Genomic DNA, 19,069 nt, shown 5'->3' with positions numbered 1-19,069 from the left:
ACCGTGCAAACGACAGGCGCAAGGATGATCGTGCCGGCGCTCTGGCACCGTCTGCTCGATGACGAACCGCATCGCGGCGCGGAAGCCGAGGACCGGCAGTGGCACACGCTGGAAGAGTACAAGGCATCGATCGTGCGTGACCTGGAAGCCCTGGTGAACACGCGCCAGGAGCTATTGGCCACCCGATTGGCGCCATACCCATCGCTGAGTGGCTCGTTGCTGGAGTACGGCCTCCCCGACTTTCTCGGGCGGGGCCTGCACAACAGCGAGGATCGCCAGCTCATTCAGCGGCAGTTGGAAAGGGCCATCGAGGCCAATGATGGGCGCTTTCGCAACGTGCGGGTTCGGCTGTTCGATCAGGACCGGCAGGACCGATTGCTGCGCTTCCGTGTCGATGCCCTGCTGGTGGTGATGGATGCCTCGCAGCATGTGGCTTTCGATGCGGTGCTTCAGGCTGAAACCCAACGCTACAAAGTACAGAACCTGACATGATGCTCGACGAACTGCTGCCCTACTACGAGAAGGAACTCTCGCACCTGCGTTTTCTGGGCCAGGAGTTCGCGCGTGAATACCCGAAAGTCGCCGCCCGCCTGCAGCTCGAGGAGGATGACTGCGCCGATCCGCATACCGAACGGCTCATCGAAGCCTTCGCTTTCCTGTCGGCCCGGGTGCACAAGAAGCTGGACGATGACCTGCCGGAAATCGTCGAGTCCTTTCTGGACGTTCTGTACCCCCACTACCTGAGGCCCACGCCATCCTTGTCGATCGCCCAGTTCGACCTGGGCGAGCGCTCGACACTGGACTCGCGCTACCGGGTTCCGCGGCACACCGAACTGCTTTCCCGGATGGTGGGAGGAACCGCCTGCCGCTTTCGCACCTGCTATGAGGTGACGGTTTGGCCGCTGCGTGTCGAGCAGGCGCGATTCACGCAGTTGGAGCGTTCCGCCTTCAATGGCCGGGACCGCGATGGCGTCGCGCGTCTCGATCTCTCCCTGGGCACCCTGGCCGATCAGGCCGTTGGCCCCCTGGGCATCGACAAGTTGTGCTTTTTCCTGGATGGAGAAGGCACGCTGATGCATCCCTTGCATGAATTGCTGTTCAACAACCTGGCGCGTCTCAGCCTGAGCTTCGAGGAAGGGGGACGACGCCGCGAGATCGGCTTGCCCCTCGAGGCTCTCCGCCCTGTCGGCTTTGCGCCCGAAGAAGGGCTGATCGACTATTCCGAGCGCTCCTTCCTGGGGTACCGGCTACTGCATGAATACTTCGTCTTTCCCGAAAAATTCATGTTCTTCGAAGTGCAGGGACTGGAGCGGGCCTTGTCGGACGCGGCGGGCGGCCATTTCCAACTGCACTTCCTGTTTTCCGATTATGCGCAGGGAGAGCGCCTGTCACGTTTGGCGCAGAATCTGGGACGCAATCACTTCCGCCTGGGCTGCACGCCCGTTATCAACCTGTTTCGCCGGCAAGGGGAGCCGATCAAGCTCACCCATACCCAGCATGAATATCCTGTGGTGGCCGATGTGCGCCACCCATACGGGGTCGAGGTCCTCTCGATCGAGCAAGTGACGCGCATCAGGAAGAAGGCGGCCCGGGACGAAGTCACCGTTTGCCATCCTTTCTTCTCGCCGCACGGCCAGGATATCCAGGGCGACAGCAGCTACTGGATCGCCAGGCGGGTGCCCTCCGAGCGGCGCCGTGACCATGGCACCGAAATGCAGTTGCGGCTGGTCGATCGGGAACTGACGCGAGTGGAAACCTCCAGCGACGTGCTCAGCCTGAAACTGGCCTGTAGCAACCGTGATCTGCCGCAACAGTTGAGTTTCGGTCATCCACAGGGGGATTTCACTCTGCCGCGCGAGCAGGTCGTCAAGGCGATTCGCTGTCTGCGCAAGCCTACCGTCGCGCTACGCCCACCGCTTGGCAAAGGCGTGATATGGCGGCTGATCTCGCATCTGTCGTTGAACCACCTCTCATTGGTGTCGCGTGGGCGCGAAGCATTGCTGGAAATGCTGTCGCTCTACAATTACCGCAATACCGAAGCCTCACGGCGCCAGATCAATGGCATCACCGCCATTGAAAGCGCCCCGACCATGACGCGCATTGGCCACCCCCGTCCCGCATTCGTGAGGGGCATGGGCATCACCCTGGAACTGGACGAACAGCAGTTTACCGGCAGCGGTATCTACCTGTTTGGCATGGTGCTGGATCATTTCTTCGGCCAATACTGCTCGGTCAACAGCTTCACCCAGTTGACCCTGCGTAGCCGTCAACGCGAGAAGGAAGTGGTAACATGGCCACCCAGAACCGGCACTCAGCCCCTGGTCTGATAGACCGCGCGCGGGCTGAGCCCTACAGGTTCGGCTTCTTCCAGCTCGTGCGCTTGTTCCGGCTGCATTATAGCCACTTGGGCCGTCTCGACCCCGAGTCACGTCCCCACGAGGACCCGCTGCGCTTTCGCACCAAGCTGTCGCTGGAATTTCCGGCCAGCGAAATCAGCGATCTGGTCTTCGAGAATCCGAAGCGTCTGTCGCCGCTGGATCAGCCGTTGACCGAAATTCAGGTCACCTTCATGGGCTTGGTCGGGCCTTCCGGCGTCTTGCCGCGCCCGTATACCGAAACGCTGATCGACCGCCACATCCAGTTGCGCGATGACGCGGCCCATGCGTTTCTCGACCTGTTCTCCCACCGCATGACGGCGCTCTTCTACCAAGCCTGGCAGAAGTATCGCTTCTTCATCGAGTATGAGCGAAAGGGCGAGGCGGATTTCGAGCGCCAATTGCATGCCCTTGTCGGGCTCAGCGAGCGGTCGACCCAGCTTCTAACCCGGCGTCATGCCGAACGGGAGCATGACGCCGACCTGCCCCGGGAACTGCTCGGCTACTTCGCCGGCATCCTCTCCCAGCGGCCACGCAATATCCTCAACCTGCAAGCCTTGCTCGGCTCCATCTTCGGCGTGGACTGCCGGGTACGCCCCTTCAGTGGCCGCTGGCTGGCCATCCCGGAACGGGAGCATACCCGGCTGGGAGCGCGCAATGCGTGCCTGGGCGAGACGGCGGTGGCGGGCACCCGAGTCTGGGATTACCAATCCTGCGCCAGGATCGTGCTGGGGCCACTGTCGCGTGCGAACTACCAACGCTTTTTGCCTGGCCAGCCGGATCACGCCCGGCTGGTGGAACTGACGCGTTTCTATCTCGGCGTCGAGCTGGATTTCGAACTCGAACTCGAACTCGAAGCGGGGCAGATATCGGCGGCGCGGCTGGGAGGCGCGGACGGTGTCGCGTTGGGGCGCCTGGGATGGCTGGGAACCCGCGCTCACGCCCGCAATGGCCATGCGATTTTCCCAATTCCTTTCAATGGAGCCACTACGTGAGCCTCAAGACACTGTTTGCCAAGCTCAATGACGTCAGCCGAAACGCCATGGAGGAGGCGGCCGGGCTGTGTCTTGCCAAACGTCAATACGAAGTCGATGTCGAGCACCTGCTGCTCAAACTGCTCGACTCCGACGACAACGACGTGTTGCGCCTCGCCCGGCACTACGAGCTGGCCCTGGACCGCCTGGCCAACCAACTGGACCTGGCATTGGAGACCTTCAAGACCGGCTGTACGCGTACCCCCATGCTCTCGCCGCATATCACCCGGCTGATCGAGCGTGCCTGGGTCATCGCCTCCATCGAACAGCAGGCCACGCGAATCCGCAGCGGGCACCTGCTGCTGGCACTGCTGAGCGAGCAGGAATTGCGCCGGGTGGTGATGGAAAGCGCGCCGGAACTGGAGCGGCTGGAAGTGGACGACCTGCGTCTCAACTTCGACGCTCTGCTGGCGGCCAGTCCGGAACAGGAAGGTGGCCAGGGCGAAGCGCCGGGCGTGGGCGAGAGCCCGCCCGGGCGGCGAGGCGGCAAGACACCGGCCCTGGACCAGTACACCATCGACCTGACCGCCAGCGCTCGTGAACGGCGTATCGATCCCGTGCTGGGGCGTGACGCCGAAGTTCGCCAAATGATCGACATTCTGACCCGCAGGCGACAGAACAACCCCATCCTCACCGGCGAGGCCGGCGTGGGCAAAACCGCCGTGGTCGAAGCCCTGGCGCTGAAGATCGTGGCCGGCAGCGTGCCCGAGGCCCTGGCCAATGTCGAACTGCGCACCCTCGACCTGGGGTTGTTGCAGGCGGGAGCGGGAGTGAAGGGAGAGTTCGAACAACGCCTCAAGAACGTGATCGACGAGGTCAAGCGAAGCCTGCATCCGATCATCCTGTTCATCGACGAGGCCCATACCCTGATCGGCAGCGGCGGCCAGGCCGGCCAGAACGACGCGGCCAACCTGCTCAAGCCTGCCCTTGCCCGTGGTGAACTGCGCACCATCGCCGCGACGACCTGGGCCGAGTACAAGAAGTACTTCGAGAAGGATGCCGCCCTGGCGCGTCGTTTCCAGGTGGTCAAGGTCGACGAGCCCAGCGAACCGGTCGCCATCGACATGCTGCGCGGTCTGGCCGACCGCATGCGCGATCACCATGGCGTCGAGATACTCGACGAGGCAGTGGTACAGGCGGTGCGCCTGTCTCATCGCTACATCACCGGCCGCCAACTGCCGGACAAGGCGGTCAGCGTGCTCGATACCGCTTGCGCCCGTGTTGCCTTGGGGCAGGCGGTGGCGCCCGCTGAGCTGGACGATGCGCGGCAGCGCGCGCTCGACATGGAGGCTGAGCGCCAGGTTCTGCGGCGGGAGCGGGAGCGGGGCGACGATGGGCACGAGGCGCGCCTGGCGGAGCTCGATGCCGAGCTGGATGGGCTGGCCGAGCACATCGCGGCCCTGGAAGCCGACTGGCAACGGCAGCGTGACGCCGTGGCGACCCTTCGCGCGGCCGAAAAGGAACTCGACGAGGCGGCCGATGATGCAGCGCGGGATGCCGCCCGGGAAGCGCTGCTGGCGGCTCGGCGGGAACTGCGGGAGATCACCGGCGAACGTCCGCTGGTGCACCCTTGCGTCGATGGCAACGCCATCGGCGCCGTGGTGGCCGCCTGGACCGGCATTCCGCTGGGCAAGATGCAGCGTGACGAGATCGACACCGTACGCCGCCTGCCCCGGCTGCTCGGAGAGCGCGTCATTGGCCAGGACCACGCGCTGGCGGAAATCGGCAAGCGTATCAGTCTGTCCCGGGCCAAGCTCGAAGACCCCGACAAACCGGTTGGCGTCTTCCTGCTGCTCGGCCCGAGCGGCGTGGGTAAAACCGAGACGGCCCTGGCCCTCGCCGACATCCTGTACGGCGGGGAGCGCAATCTCGTCACCATCAACATGTCGGAGTATCAGGAGGCGCATACCGTCTCCTCGCTCAAGGGCTCGCCGCCCGGCTACGTCGGCTATGGCGAAGGCGGCGTGCTGACCGAGGCGGTGCGCCGCAAACCCTATAGCGTCGTGCTGCTGGATGAAGTCGAGAAAGCCCATCCGGACGTGCTCGAACTGTTCTTCCAGGTTTTCGACAAGGGCGTCATGGAAGATGGCGAGGGGCGCGAGATCGACTTCCGCAACTGCGTGATCCTGCTGACCTCCAACGTCGGCACCGACTGGATCATGGAGCGTTGCCTGGGAGCGGAAACGTGTCCGGAGCCGCAGCTCCTGGTCGAGGAGATGCGCGATACCCTCAACGCGGTCTTCAAGCCCGCCTTCCTGGGCCGCCTCAAGGTCGTGCCCTACTACCCGGTGCAGGGTGAAGTGCTCGAACGCATCGTCGGCCTCAAGCTGGAGCGGTTGCGCCAACGCTTCCAGGCCAACCACGGAGCTTGCCTCACCTTCGAGGCGCCCCTGGCCGCGCATATCGCCGAGCGCTGTACCCAGACCGATAGCGGTGCCCGCAGTATCGACCACCTGTTGACCGGCTCCCTGATGCCTCGGCTGGCCGAGAGCGTACTGGAGCGCATGGCTGAAAACGCTTCCATCGCCGGCATCGTGGTCGGCATCGACGAGCACGGCGACTTCACCTATCGCCTGACCTGAAGGTAAGTCCGAGGAAAAGAAAAAATGAAACACGGGGAACGGAATTCAAGGTGGCTCTGGGCCGGGGTGGCTCTGCTGCTGGCGATAGCCAGCCTGCTGGGCGGCTGCGGGGTCGGTGGACGCATCGGCAACCAGTTCGACGGCGCCGTGGGGGACATCCTGTTCAACCGGGACGAGCGCGTCACCGTTGCCCTCGAAGGGGATGAACGGCTCAACCCGGACGCCGAGGACGCCTCGTTGTCCGTGGTCGTGCGCATCTATCAACTCAGCTCATTGACCGCCTTCTCGGCCGCGGCGGCGGCGGAGTTGTGGCACGACGCCGGAGCGGTGCTGGGAGACGCGCTGATCAGCGAGCGTGAAGTCGTCGTTCTGCCGGGCGGCCAGGCCATGGACAGCGCGCCCATGGCCCAGCCCACCGCCTACGTCGCCGTGGCGGCATTCTTCCGCCAGATACCGGACGAGCGCTGGCGCCTGGTGTTCGATGCCGCGGCCATGCGCAAGGACGGCATCCTGACCTCCCCCGGCGGTGTGACGGTGAATCTGGTGGAGAACCGTATCGAACCCACGAGGCGCAGCGCCAGATTGCTCGCCTCGACAAACAACGACTGACCGCGCCCATGACGAATACCACGTGCCGGGGCGCGACACAGGCGAACATGAAGGAAGCGAGCAGTGAGCAAGCATAACCGGGTGATGTGGTCGCAAGGCATGTTCCTGCAACCGCAGCACTTTCAGTACCAGGACGAGTATCACCAGCATCAGCTCGGTGAGGCCAGCCAGCGCTCGGGCCCCTTCAACTGGGGGGTGCAGGCCCTGGCCGTGGACGAGGATGCCCTGGCCCAGGGACGCCTGCAGTTGACCCGCCTCAAGGTAGTCTTCCCCGATGGCACCCTGATCGACGCGCCTCAGCAGGACCCCCTGCCGTCGGCGCGGGATCTCGGCGAACTGGAAGGCATGGCCGAGTGCAAGGTCTATGCGGCGCTGCGCCTGACGGAACCCCACGCGCCGAACGTGGTGGACGACGAAAACCTGCGGGGCCAGCACCGGCGCTTCCGTCAACGCTTCGAGAACCTGCCGGACCTGCTCGAGGGAGAGACCGAGAACGAACTCGCACTGCTCGAGCTGAACGTGATGCTGCGGCTGGAAGGCGACGATCTGGATGGCACCAGCCATTGTCCGCTGGTGCGCCTCAAGCGCAACGCCGCGGGAGGCTTTTCAGTGGACGGCGACTTCGTGCCGCCCTGCCTGCACCTGAGCGCCAACGAAACGCTGCTGACCCTGGGGCGGCGCCTGCTCGGCGTGCTCCAGGCCAAGAACGAAGCGCTGTCCGGGCGTCGCCGGGAGCGTGCCGACCAGGTGGCGGAGTTCGGCTCCAGCGACGTGACCCTGTTCTGGCTTCTGTACACCGTCAACCGGACCTATCCGCAACTGGCGCATCTGCTCAATCACCCGCGGCTGCACCCCGAGCGCCTTCACGCCTTTCTCAGCGATCTGGTCGCCAGCCTGATGACCTTCTCGATGGGGCACCGGCTGGACGATCTGCCCGCCTATCGTCATTCGGACCCGGCCCAGGCGCTGTTTCAGCTCGATGCCATGGCCCGCGAACTGCTCGACACGGTGATTCCCAACCAGTACATCCCGATCGCGCTGGAACAGACCAAACCCTCCTACTACGTCGGCCGCTTGCACGATCCGCGCCTGGTCGATGCCGACTTCTATGTGTGCGTGCATGCCGACATGCCCGGCGCCAAGCTGATCGAGCTGGTGCCCCGCGCCTTCAAGGTCGGCTCTCCCGAAGACATCGAAGTCGTGGTCAACAGCGCCATGCCCGGCGGGTCGCTGGTCCACGCCACACGGCTACCGGTCGCCATCCCCGTGAGACTGGATAACCACTACTTCGCGCTCGAACCGCAAGGACGGATGTACGAGCGGATGATGGCCGCCCAGGCCATTGCCTTCTATGTCCCCAGCGGTTTCACCAACCTAGAGATCGAACTGATGGCGGTGCTCAAATGAACCAGTACGCGGCGACATCGCAGCACGACGTTGCACAGGATGCCCAGGCACGCTTGCGCACCCTGGCCCAGGACTTCTTCTCCCTGGTCTTGATGATCCGCCGGGGCGGCGAGGCGCAGAGCGTCGAGGCCTTTCTCGAAAGGATCGAGGAATTCTTCCGCGACATGGAAGGCCGGGCCCTGGCCGCCGGCTACAGCATGGAACAGTTCCGCGATGCCCAGTACGCGTTGTGCGCCTTCCTCGACGAAAGCGTGCTGGGCGCCGGGGAAAGCAACATCCGGCGCCATATCGAGCTGCATCCGCTGCAGTACAAGTATTTCGGCGTGCATCTGGCGGGGGAGGGTTTCTTCGAGCGCCTCGAGGCCCTGCGCAGCGACGTCAAGGGCAATCTCGACGTTCTGGAGGTCTACCACCTTTGCCTGGCGCTGGGCTTCGAAGGCAAGTACCGCCTGGAGAGCCGCGATCAACTGCGCTACATCGCCAACACCCTGGGGCAGGACATCGCCCGCTACCGCAAGGTACCGGAGGAACTGGCGCCCGGCTGGCAGCTACCGGATCAGGTCGGGCAACTGCTGCGCTACGAAGTTCCCGTTTGGGTCTATCTCGCCCTGATCGCACTGCTCTGCGGGGTGGTCTACCTGGTACTCGATGGGCTCCTGGGGGCGCGCGCCGACGCATTGGTCGAGCGCCTGTCATCGCTGTTCGAAGCATCGTGAGGGCGGCGTGACATGAGGCGTGTCCTGAGGTTGTTGAAGAGTTTCTGGCTGCTTTCGTTCGCGCTGTGGCTGGTCGGCGTACTGCTGTGCCTATGGTGGATTCCGCGCCTGGGGGGAGAGCCCCAGCGGCTGGTGATTGCCGTGGCCCTGCTCAGTGCACTGTGGCTGCTGGCCATCGTCCTGCGCAGATACTTCAAGGCTCGCGCCGAGCGTGAGCTGGAAACACTGGTGCAACTGGAAGTCGATCGTGAAGCGGCCAGCGCCGCGTCGCAGAGCGGTGACTACGAAGTCCTGCGCGAACGGCTCAAGTCGGCCCTGGGAATGCTCAAGGCCCGCCACGGCGGCAATGGAACCCTGACGGAGCTGCCCTGGTATCTGGTGGTGGGGCACTCGGCTTCCGGCAAGACCTCCTTGCTGACCCGCTCCGGCCTCAACGCCAGCGTGGCCGGGCTCGGGGCGGAGTCCGGCACCCAGTATTGCGATTGGTACTTCGGCAGCGAGGCGGTGATGATCGACACCGCCGGCCGCTACATCGCCGAAGAACAGCCGGCGCGGGAGTTCGCCGACTTCCTGCGGCTGTTGACCAAGCGTCGCAAGCGCACGCCCATCAACGGCTTGATCGTGGTTGTCGACCTGCCCACCTTGCTGAGCGCCCCCCGGGACGAGAACCACGCCTTGGCGCAGCAGCTGATCGAGCGCATCGATACCTACCACGACGCCCTGGGCGCGACGCCGCCCGTCTACCTGTGCTTCAGCAAGGCGGATCTGGTACCGGGCTTCGTCGAGGCCTTCGGCGGGCTGGAAGGCGACAAGCGCCACTGCCCCTGGGGCATCACTTTCCCGGTGGCCGAGGTGCGTGGTAAAGGGCTGGGGCAAGCGTTTCGCCAGCGTTTCGCTCCGTTGGTGGCATCCCTGCGCGCCCATGTGGAGCGCCGGCTGGTTCAGGAAGGATCGCGGGCGGACAGCGCGCTGCTGCGCTTCCCCGACTACGTGGCCGAAATGGAACAGCGCCTGGCCGACTTCCTCGAACCCTTCGATCTGCGCCACAACCCCGACAGCGCCCCGCTGGCCCGGGGGCTCTATTTCACCAGCGCCCTGCAGCGTGGCGAGGGGTTGCAGCCGATCCTCGACGATCAGGTGAAAGACACCTTCGCCCTGACCGGCGAAGCGCCGGCGGAAGATCGCGCCACGCATCGCGGCGAACGTAGCTATTTCATCCAGGGGCTGTTTCGCGATGTCTTGATTCCCGATCGCAACCTGGTCCAGCACTACTCCCGCCACGGCCGGCGTCAGGCACTCAAGCCCTGGCTGATCGCCATGGCCGGTCTGGCCGGCCTTGGAGGACTGGGCGTGCTGGGCCATGCCTACTGGCACAATCATGAATCGCTGCTCGCCCTCGAGCAGCGGCTCGACACGGCGGAGCAGGCCCGTGACGGCGACCGGCTCGATATCCTGCGCGGCGAACTGGAGCGCTTTCAGGGCGAGGTTCGCAACGGGGCGCCCTTCTGGGAGAACGCCGGGCTCGGCATAGGCAGGAGGCTGCTGCCGGGCCTCGAAGAGGCCTGGTTCGCGGCGCTCGAGCGTCAGGTGCTCTCACCGGTGGCCGCGGGGCTGGCCGATCAACTGGTAGCCGTGGGCGATCTGGCGGCATCGCTGGGGCTGGAAACCCGGCTCGACACCTCTCCCGGCGCCTACGCCGAGGACGAGCCCGGTCCCGGCGATGCCTTCGGGCGAGGAAGTGGGCTGCTGAGCGACACCGGTGAACGCATGCAGGAGCGGTTGACCTCGAGGCCGACCCTGGGCAGCGTGCCCCGCTCCCCCGGCGACCTGGCGAGCCGGGTACGTGGCGAGGCGGATTACCGCCTGGCCGGTGGGGTCAGGGATGCCTACTGGGGAGCTCGTGGCAACGCCCGGGACGCACTTCGACAAGGCGCTCGCGATGCCTGGAGTGACAGCTTGCGTGGGAGCGAAGAGGGCGGGCAAGCGGGCCTGTCGGCGATAGAGGACGGGCCCGCCTTCTCCGAGGCGGCTCTCAACCGCCTCGAGCCGGCACAGGTGGCGCAACTGGTCGAAGCCTATGACGCCTTGAAGCTCTACCTGATTCTCACCGACCCCCAGGCCCACCCGGAAGTGGAGTTCGTGCGGGAGGCGCTGCCCCGCGCCTGGCGGAGCGCCGCCGGGTCACAGGGCCATGAGCGCCAGATTCGCGACCACGTCGCCCTTTACGCCGCTTATCTCGAAGCGGGGCGGGCACCGGCCGTGGAGCGCGACGAGCACCTGATCGCCCAGGCGCGTGCCGATCTCCAGGCCTTCCTGGTCGAGACCTCGCCGGCGGCGCGTGAATACCTGCGGCTGCGCCTGGCCGCGGAAGCGAACTACCCGGCGCTCACCCTGGCGGACATCCTGCCCGAATCCAGCCGTTCGCTGATGTACGCCGGCGAGGCCGTGCCCGCCTTCTTTACCCAGCGGGTCTGGCAGGAGTTCGTGCTCCCGGAATTGCTCAAAACCCTGGCCTCGGATCTGCAGGTGGAGCGCGACTGGGTGCTGGAGGGAGAGTCCGAGGTGGACGAAGTGCAGGGCAAGGCCCAGTTCGCCCAGGAGGTACTGGCGCGCTACAAGCTCGAATACATCTTCGCCTGGGAGCGCTTCCTGGCCGATGTCGGTGTGCGCCGCTTCGCGGGACTGGACGATTCACGGCAGCATCTCACCCAACTCAGCGACTACCAGCGCTCACCGATCAAAGTGCTGCTGCAAGAGGTCGACGCCAACACCCGCTGGGACCACCCGGACGCCAGCCAGCGGCGGGCCGAGGAGAACGGCGGCGAAGCGGACGAAGAGGGCGAAGGGCGCAACTGGTGGCAAAACGCCTGGGAATGGCTGGGCGGTGAAGCCGGTCAGGCCGGTGAACGGGCACTGGCGCTGGTCGAGATGCCAACCATTCACGATGGCATCCTGGCCAACCACTTCGAGCCCGTGGGGCAGCTGTTCTCCGCGGACATCGAGGCCGAGGGCGATACCTCCCGGCTGGACCGCTATCTGCTGCTGCTGCGCCAGCTCAAGGTTCGCTTCGACCGCCTGGAGCGTGGCGATGTGGGCAAGCGCACCAAGCAGCTGATGGAAGACGTCGTGGAGGGACGCCCCAACGAAATCACCGCGCTGCACAATTACGTGGCGGCCAATATCGACACTTCCCGGGACGAACTGGTGCAGTCGCTGCAACGCCTGTTCCGCGACCCGGTGGAGTTCGCCGTGACCAGTCTGGACAGCCCGATCGCCGGTCAGCTGGCCGCCGCCTGGGGGGATCAGGTCGCTACTCCGTGGAACAGCATGGTAGGGGGGCGCTTCCCGGTGAGCGAATCCAGCAACGAGGCTTCGGTTCGCGACCTGCGGTTGTTCGTCGATCCCCAGACCGGCCTCCTGACCGACTTCGAGCGGAACGAAGTGGGCAGCCTGGGCGAAGCCTTCAACGGTGATGGCGAGCCGCTGGTCGATCCCCGCATCACCTCCACCATTAGCCAGGGGACCCGTGTCGGGCGGGTACTCGAGAGCCTGGCCGACATCGAGAACGGCTTCGAAATCATGATCGAGCCGTCTGCCAACCTGACCTCCATCCGCCTGATGCTGGACGGCCAGGAGCAGGTATACCGCATGGGGCCGCAATCGTGGCAGCGCTTCACCTGGCCGGGAGATACGCGCCAGGCCGGGGCGCGTCTCGATGTCGTCACCCATGGCGGCCAGCGGGTCACGGTTTTCGATTACCCGTCGCGTTGGGGGCTGTTGCGGCTGGTGGATTCCGCCCAAGTCACCGACCTGGACGGCGTTCGCCAGCGCCTGTCCTGGTACACCAGCGTGGGGCCGGTCAGCATCGTCGTGCGCAATTTCGGCGGCGTCAAGCTGACCGACCTCGAGCAGGTGCGAAGTCTTCGCATACCAACGGTGGAGGCCCATTGAGGCAATGAAGGAGCTGCGCATGGGCTTTTGCCACGGTGAGGAGAGGGAGGCCGCTTCATGATCGGATATTTCGGCAAGGTGCCGGGAAGTGCCGATTTCGTGGCGCACAACGCCGCCTACAAGGACGTGCGTGAGCTAGACGGCTGGCTGCAGAGCGCACTGGCCTGGATGGCCGAGCGCGATACCGACTGGCAGCAGCGCTTCGATGCCTTGCCGACCTGCTTCTTTCACTTCCGTGCCAGCAATGGCCAGTGGCTGCTGGGGGGAATGCAAAGCTCCTGCGATGCCAGCGGACGGCGCTATCCACTGCTGGTCTTCCAGCGCCTGAGCGTTGCGCCGGGCATCGAAGGCAGCATCGGCGTGCACACCCTGAGCGAGACCTTCGCGGGCCAATTGCGCGGCCTGCTGCAACGCACGGTGCACGGCGACGCCACGGTGCACGACCTGCATCACGCCATCGAGGCGTTGCGCGGGCTGGGGGAGGTCGACCTAAGACTTCACCAGCGCCTGCTGCGGCGTTTTCTGGACGACGTGCGCTACCTGGACCTGTCGCAGGCCCTGGCGCCGGGTTTTCCCGAGTTCATCGCCAACGCCTTTGCCCTGCGCATGCAAGGGCTGCGGCAGCGCCTCCAGCGCGGCGACACGCTGCCCGCCGTAATGCCGCTGCCCGCCGAGCGTGCCCTCAAGCGCCCCGCGGCGGACCTGTGGCTGCACTGGCTGGATCGCGATGGCCGAACGCAAGCCAAGGCGAGCCTGCTCGTGGATGACTTCATGCGCCCCCAACTGTGGCGCTTTGCGCAAGCGGAACAGGCGCTCTTTCGGCTCTTGGCGGGGCTGGCGCCGAAGGAGGCGCGCTGCGATGTGCTGGAGGCATTCGAACAGTTCGATTCTCAATGGGCTCATATCAGGCCGCCCGCCGCGGAACTCGACATAGGGACCTATATCACGCGCTTTCCCGGCGAAGGGAACGAGAGGGGAAAGTACGACCGAATGGATGGGCTCGCGTAGATGAACCGATTGAAATACACCTTCGTGAAACATCGCCCTTACGCGATGCTGACCGTCCTCTTCCTGCTGATCTTCGTGATCTGGGGGCTGGGGGTATGGTGGGGCTTCTCGGCCCTGGACAGCCTGCTGGTGGGCATCCTGGTCTTTCTGGTGAGCTCGGCGCTCTACCTGCTGCTGCACCACCGGGGAGCGGGAGAGAAGCACGATGTCGAAGCGCTGCTGATCCAGAGCGCCGACGATGCCGTGCTCGGTGCCGCTCCGGAAGATCGCGAGGAAGTCAGCCTGCTGCGCGAGCGGCTGCTCAATGCGCTGGAGCGCATGAAAAAAGGACGTGGCGGCAAGGGGCGCCGGCAAGACCTGCTCTACCGCCTGCCATGGTATCTGGTCATCGGCCAGCCAGCGGTGGGCAAGAGCACCCTGGTGTATCGCTCGGGGCTCGACTTTCCCTTCGCCGACCGTGAAAGCGCCCGGGTCGCCGGGGTCGGCGGCACGCGCCACTGCGACTGGTTCTTCAGCAGCGAAGCGGTGTTGCTGGACACCGCCGGACGCTATGTCAGCGACCATGAAGAAGTGGGCAAGTGGCGCGCCTTCCTGGAACTGCTCCAGCGTCATCGTCCGCGCCGCCCGCTCAACGGCCTGATCGTGGTGGTGAGCGCCGATGAATTGATCGGCAGCGATGCCGCGGAGCGTGACGCCCTGGCCCGCCGCCTGCGCGAGCGTCTTCAGGAAACGCATGAACTGCTGGGCATGGCACTGCCGATCTACCTGGTCTTCACCAAGAGCGACCTGATTCCCGGCTTCCGGCAGTTCCACGCCCAACTGGACCCGGCCCAGCGCGACGAGGTCCTGGGCATGACGTTCCCGCACCAGGACTTCGCCACGACTGACTGGAAAGCGCGCTTCTCCGGCGCCCTGTCACGCTTGGTGGCGCGCTGCCGCGCCATCGGCGAGCAGCGGCTGATCGAAGGCGACGTGGTCCGCACCCGCGAAGCGCCGGCGGCGCTGGAGTTCCCGCTGGAACTGCAGGCGCTTTCCCCGCTTCTCTCCGGCTTCGTCGGCTCGCTGTTGCAGGCCAATCCCTACCAATCGTCCCCGCTGCTGCGTGGCTTCTACTTCACCAGCGCCCTGGCGGACGGCCAGCCCGCCCAGGGGGAATATGCGGGCACGATCCAGCGCCGCTTCGGGCTTTCCGGCGGGCGCGGGCTTGACGCCCACCAGGATGGCAAGAGCCTGTTCGTGACCGGGCTGTTCTCCCGGGTCATCCTGCCCGACCAGCATCTGGTGGGCCTGTACAGCGGGCCCAACCTCGTGCGCCGCCGCCAACTGCGCTGGTGCTGGGCGGCGCTCTCGGTGGCCGCGCTGCTGTGCGCCGCCTGGGGCGTATCCTTCCACAACAACGCCCGGGAACTCGACGGGATCGACGAGCGGCTGGTCCAGGCGCAGGAAGCGGATGCCCAGCGGCCCGACAGCTATACCCACTGGGAGACCCTGGACACCCTGCGCGACGTGTCGCACAACTACGCCGACCGCCACGCCCAGGGAGTGCCCTGGTCGCTGCGCTTCGGCCTCTACCGGGGCCGGGCGCTGGAGCCTGCGCTGCGTGAAACCTACTTCGGGCGGCTGGAGCATGACATGCTCGCCCCGGTGGCGGACAACCTCAGCCAGGCGCTGTTCGTGCTGCCGACCATTCCCGTGTATCGCCCGGGAGACGGCGGTCGCCTCAGCGTCATCGAAATCGACAACGTCGAATCCCACGCTCGTCCCCAGGACAACTCACCCCAGGCCCTGGCCGATTTCGGCAACGCCACGCTTGGCACCTATCTCGAACTGTCGCGCACGCCCCGGGAGCGGGTCGACGGCGAATTCCTGCGCCAGCGGCTGCCGGACTACTGGTACCCGGCCATCGTGGCGGCCCGGCGGGGCGAGCGGGACTCCCGCGACCTCGGCTACGCCAGCCGCCAGATCGACTTCTACGCCGACCAGATTCACGCCGCGGACGTGCCGCGCATCGACGACAACGCCTTTTTGATCTCGTCGAGCCGCAACTATATCGAGAGCCTGCAGAACCGCTCCTTCCGGACCCTGGAGACCATCACCCTGGAGGCCGACGCCCTGTTCGCCTTCGGGCGTGGCGATCTGGCCGGTCTGCAAGGGGCCGGCCAGCACCAGCTCAACCGGATCGCCGAGCGTCTGGCCAACACCGCCGATATCGGACGCATCACCGTCACCGGGCATGCCGACCCGATCGGCTCGGCCACGGCCAACCAGCGGCTCTCGCTGGAACGGGCGGAAACGGTACGGACCTACCTGATCGGCCGTGGCATGGCTCCGGAACTGATCGAGGCCGTGGGGGCCGGCAGCGAGCGTCCCCTGGTGGAGTGCGACAGCGCCCTGGGCCGTGACGAACGGATTCGCTGTCTGGCGCCGAATCGGCGGGTGGAGATAGAAGTCCGCGCGCTGAACTAGCGCATGGACGGGCGCCTCTGGCGCCGGGGGGAAAGCCGCGGGAGGGCTCGTGGCGCCCCCAGGGAGGTGGCCGGTCGCTTCGCCGAAGCGGCTGGCGCCACAGGCAGGACCGCGTTGGGGGCACCAGATGCCTCCTGGCGGTAGCGTGCCTGAAAAAGGGCCCGGGCGAGTCGTGGAGTGGAATCGCCTTCTCTCCCGGGCCAAGCACATCAACCCCTTGTCACGAGGTTGATGTTCAACCATAGCAAGCAAAGGGAAGTTCTATCATGGCATTTGATGCGTATCTCAAGATCGATGGCATTCCGGGTGAAAGCCTGGACGCCAACCACACGGACTGGATCGAGCTGCTGAGCTTCGATTTCGGTGCCAGCCAAGCCACTTCCGCGACGGCCAGCTCCGCCGGTGGCGCCTCTGCCGAGCGCGTCAACCTCAGCGAGTTTTCCGTCAGGAAGTTCATCGACAAGGCTTCTCCGAAGCTGTTCGAGGCCTGCTGCCGTGGCCAGCACATCAAGGAGGTCACCCTGCAGGTTCACCGCGCCGGTGGCGAACAGGTGCGCTACCTCGAAGTGAAGATGGAAGAAGTCATCGTCTCCTCCACCGAGATGGAAGGCATGTCGAGCCTCTCCCAGTCCGGTACCGAGCAGGACGCGCACGATCTGCCCTCCGAGGAGATCAAGTTCAACTTCGCGCGTATCAAGGTGACCTACACCCAGCAGAAGCGCCAGGACGGCCAGGGCGGCGGCAACATCGCCGGTGGCTGGGACCGCACGCGCAACCGCGTTTATTCCTAAACGCCGGTTAAGGAAGCGCTGAATAATGGCAGAGCTTTCTTAGTGTGCATGGCCATGGGGACCCTCCCCATGGCCTTTCCCGGCGAATGTCCGGGAGAGCCTGGCCCTGGCCGGGTTCTTCCAGGCGTTTGCTGCATGGCAATCGAACACGCAATGGCATAGGAAAGGGGAAACACGATGGTCGAGGACTGGGATCGCGACACGCTTCTCGCACCGATCGGCGAGCATGGTACCGGAGAGGATCTGAGCTTTTCTCTGCTCATCGACCAGATCAAGGAAGCGCGCCGCGCCGACCCCGCCTATCTCAGCCAGGGCGAGTGGCAGGCGGACCTCAAGAAATCCGACTGGAACGAAGTCATCGCCCTATCGGCGCAAGGGCTGGCCGAACAGAGCAAGGATCTGATGCTGGCCGGGTGGCTGTGCGAAGGGCTGGCCCACCGGCATGACTTCGCCGGCATGACCTACGGCCTGGAACTCATCACGGCCCTGTGCCAGCGCTACTGGGAAGGGCTCCATCCGACCCTGGAAGAGGGCGAGGAGGAGCGTCTGGCACGGCTGATCTGGCTGGACGACACCCTGGCCGCCATGGTCGGGGGCATTCCCCTGTTGGAAGGCCAGGGCGACGGCCCGGGCTACGGCCTGGCCCGTTATGAAGAATCGCGCCAGGTCGAAAACCTGGCGCGCAATGACGTGGAAGCCATGGACGCCGCCCTGGCCGAAGGCAAGATCAACGCCGAGATCTTCCAGCGCGCGGTGGTGCTGACCGACAGCGAGAGCTTCCTGCGCCGGCACGGCGAGATCACCGCCTGCCTGGAGGTCCTGGACGGCCTCGGCCGCGCCCTGACCGAACGCCTCGGTGACCAGGCTCCCCCCTTTACCCAGCTCAAGAGCGTGCTGGGGGAGTGCCTGCGCCTGATCGAGCGGTTGCTGGGCGAGCGCGGCGTCAGTCTCGGCCCGGATCGGGAAGAGAGCGAACGGGAGACGTCCGACCCCGCCGACGAAGCCCTGCCAGCCGGCGCCACCGTGTCGCCTGCGCCCGCTGCCTCCGGCTCCGCACAGGCAGCATTGCGCACCGTGCCGCAGAGCCGCGAGGAAGCCTTCGAAATGCTCAATGGCGTGGCCCAGTTCTTCAAGGGCAGCGAACCGCACAGCCCCGTGCCCTACCTGGTGGAACGCGCCGTGCGCTGGGGCCGCATGCCGCTGGAAGAGTGGCTGCGCGATGTGATCCGCGAAGACCACGTCATCGACGGCATCCGCGAGACCCTGGGCACCCAGCGTCGGGACGAGGGCTAACGCATGTCGTATCTCTCCGATTTCCCCCGTGCCCCGGCCCCGACCCCCAATGAAGCCCCGCCGGCCCCGGCGGCGATCGACCGCAGAAGGAGTTGAACATGGCGGACCCCCGTTGGCTGGAGGACATCCTGGCCTCCTTCGACACCCCCCTGACCCAGCACGAGCGGCTGTTGACCCTGCGCCTGGCGGGCACCGACTTCGTGCCCCACCGCCTGGTCGGTGAAGAGCGCCTCTCGCGCCCCTTCGCCTACACCCTGGACTGCGTCTCCCAGCGCGGCGACCTCGAACTCAAGCGGCTGATCGCCCAGCCCGCCGACCTCGCGGTGCGTCAGGCCGACGGCACCTACCGGCCCCTGTCGGGACTGGTCGAGTCGGCGGCCCTGCTCGGCGAGGACGGGGGCGTGTTCTACTACCAGCTCACCCTGGTGCCCTGGCTGGCCCTGCTCCGGCTCGGCCGCGACAGCCGTATCTTCCAGGACAAGAGCGTGGTCGAGGTGATCGAGGCCGTCTTCGAGCCACACGCCATCGCCGCGGCCCGCTGGCGCTTCGACCTGCGCCGGGACTACCCCGCGCGCAGCTACTGCGTGCAGTACCGCGAAAGCGACTACCACTTCGTCCACCGGCTGATGGAACAGGAAGGGCTGTTCTACTACTTCGAGCATACCCACGGCGATGACGGCCACGCCGGCCACCGCCTGGTGATCACCGACGACGTCGACACCTGCACCCCGGTGGCCCCCCAGGTCATCCGCTTCCACCGCCAGGCCGCCACCGAGCGCGAGGACGCCCTGACCCAGTGGGGCGGACGGCGCCGGCAGCAACCCACCCGGGTCAGCC

The 19,069-nt window shown here is 65.7% G+C and carries 13 protein-coding genes; all 13 read left to right on the top strand.

Annotation, left to right across the window (positions count from 1 at the left end; genetic code table 11):
- Window positions 1-3 precede the first annotated feature (3 nt).
- On the top strand, window positions 4-492 hold the full coding sequence (gene tssE / locus HOP51_RS00065) for a type VI secretion system baseplate subunit TssE (protein WP_234271911.1): 489 nt from the start codon (window positions 4-6) through the stop codon (window positions 490-492).
- The gene (tssF, locus tag HOP51_RS00060) at window positions 489-2,327 is read left to right on the top strand and encodes a type VI secretion system baseplate subunit TssF (protein WP_234271910.1); all 1,839 of its coding nucleotides are present in this window, start codon (window positions 489-491) and stop codon (window positions 2,325-2,327) included. Before tssE ends, tssF begins: the two co-directional genes overlap by 4 nt.
- The gene (tssG, locus tag HOP51_RS00055) at window positions 2,291-3,370 is read left to right on the top strand and encodes a type VI secretion system baseplate subunit TssG (RefSeq protein ID WP_234271909.1); all 1,080 of its coding nucleotides are present in this window, start codon (window positions 2,291-2,293) and stop codon (window positions 3,368-3,370) included. The genes tssF and tssG overlap by 37 nt, the downstream gene beginning before the upstream one ends.
- Window positions 3,367-5,991: a type VI secretion system ATPase TssH gene (tssH, locus tag HOP51_RS00050; RefSeq protein ID WP_234271908.1), complete on the top strand. Its 2,625-nt coding sequence runs from the start codon at window positions 3,367-3,369 to the stop codon at window positions 5,989-5,991. The genes tssG and tssH overlap by 4 nt, the downstream gene beginning before the upstream one ends.
- A 24-nt stretch (window positions 5,992-6,015) precedes the next feature.
- Window positions 6,016-6,600, top strand: coding sequence for a type VI secretion system lipoprotein TssJ (gene tssJ / locus HOP51_RS00045; protein ID WP_234271907.1), 585 nt, complete (start codon window positions 6,016-6,018; stop codon window positions 6,598-6,600).
- 63 nt (window positions 6,601-6,663) lie between these two features.
- The gene (gene tssK, locus HOP51_RS00040; RefSeq protein WP_234271906.1) at window positions 6,664-8,007 is read left to right on the top strand and encodes a type VI secretion system baseplate subunit TssK; all 1,344 of its coding nucleotides are present in this window, start codon (window positions 6,664-6,666) and stop codon (window positions 8,005-8,007) included.
- Window positions 8,004-8,723, top strand: coding sequence for a type IVB secretion system protein IcmH/DotU (gene icmH / locus HOP51_RS00035; RefSeq protein WP_234271904.1), 720 nt, complete (start codon window positions 8,004-8,006; stop codon window positions 8,721-8,723). The genes tssK and icmH overlap by 4 nt, the downstream gene beginning before the upstream one ends.
- Before the next feature lie 12 nt (window positions 8,724-8,735).
- Window positions 8,736-12,674: a type VI secretion protein IcmF/TssM N-terminal domain-containing protein gene (locus tag HOP51_RS00030; RefSeq protein ID WP_234271903.1), complete on the top strand. Its 3,939-nt coding sequence runs from the start codon at window positions 8,736-8,738 to the stop codon at window positions 12,672-12,674.
- Between the two features lie 57 nt (window positions 12,675-12,731).
- Window positions 12,732-13,682 (top strand): type VI secretion system-associated protein TagF, encoded by a 951-nt coding sequence (gene tagF / locus HOP51_RS00025; RefSeq protein WP_234271902.1) that lies wholly within the window; start codon window positions 12,732-12,734, stop codon window positions 13,680-13,682.
- Window positions 13,683-16,148, top strand: a complete 2,466-nt coding sequence (gene tssM / locus HOP51_RS00020) for a type VI secretion system membrane subunit TssM (protein WP_234271900.1) — start codon at window positions 13,683-13,685, stop codon at window positions 16,146-16,148. It begins immediately after the preceding gene.
- 266 nt (window positions 16,149-16,414) lie between these two features.
- Window positions 16,415-16,939 carry an Hcp family type VI secretion system effector gene (locus HOP51_RS00015; protein WP_234271899.1) on the top strand — a complete coding sequence of 175 codons (525 nt, stop codon included), beginning with the start codon at window positions 16,415-16,417 and terminating at the stop codon, window positions 16,937-16,939.
- Between the two features lie 177 nt (window positions 16,940-17,116).
- Complete coding sequence (tssA, locus tag HOP51_RS00010) at window positions 17,117-18,232, top strand: type VI secretion system protein TssA (protein ID WP_234271898.1); 1,116 nt, start codon at window positions 17,117-17,119, stop codon at window positions 18,230-18,232.
- Between the two features lie 98 nt (window positions 18,233-18,330).
- Window positions 18,331-19,069 (top strand): type VI secretion system Vgr family protein (locus tag HOP51_RS00005; RefSeq protein WP_234271896.1); only part of this gene is annotated, 739 nt, incomplete at its 3' end.

This window comes from Billgrantia zhangzhouensis (assembly GCF_021404465.1).
Lineage (GTDB): Bacteria > Pseudomonadota > Gammaproteobacteria > Pseudomonadales > Halomonadaceae > Halomonas > Halomonas zhangzhouensis.
The sequence above is the reverse complement of the archived record's forward strand: the minus strand, read 5'-3'. Positions and strand labels throughout refer to the sequence as shown.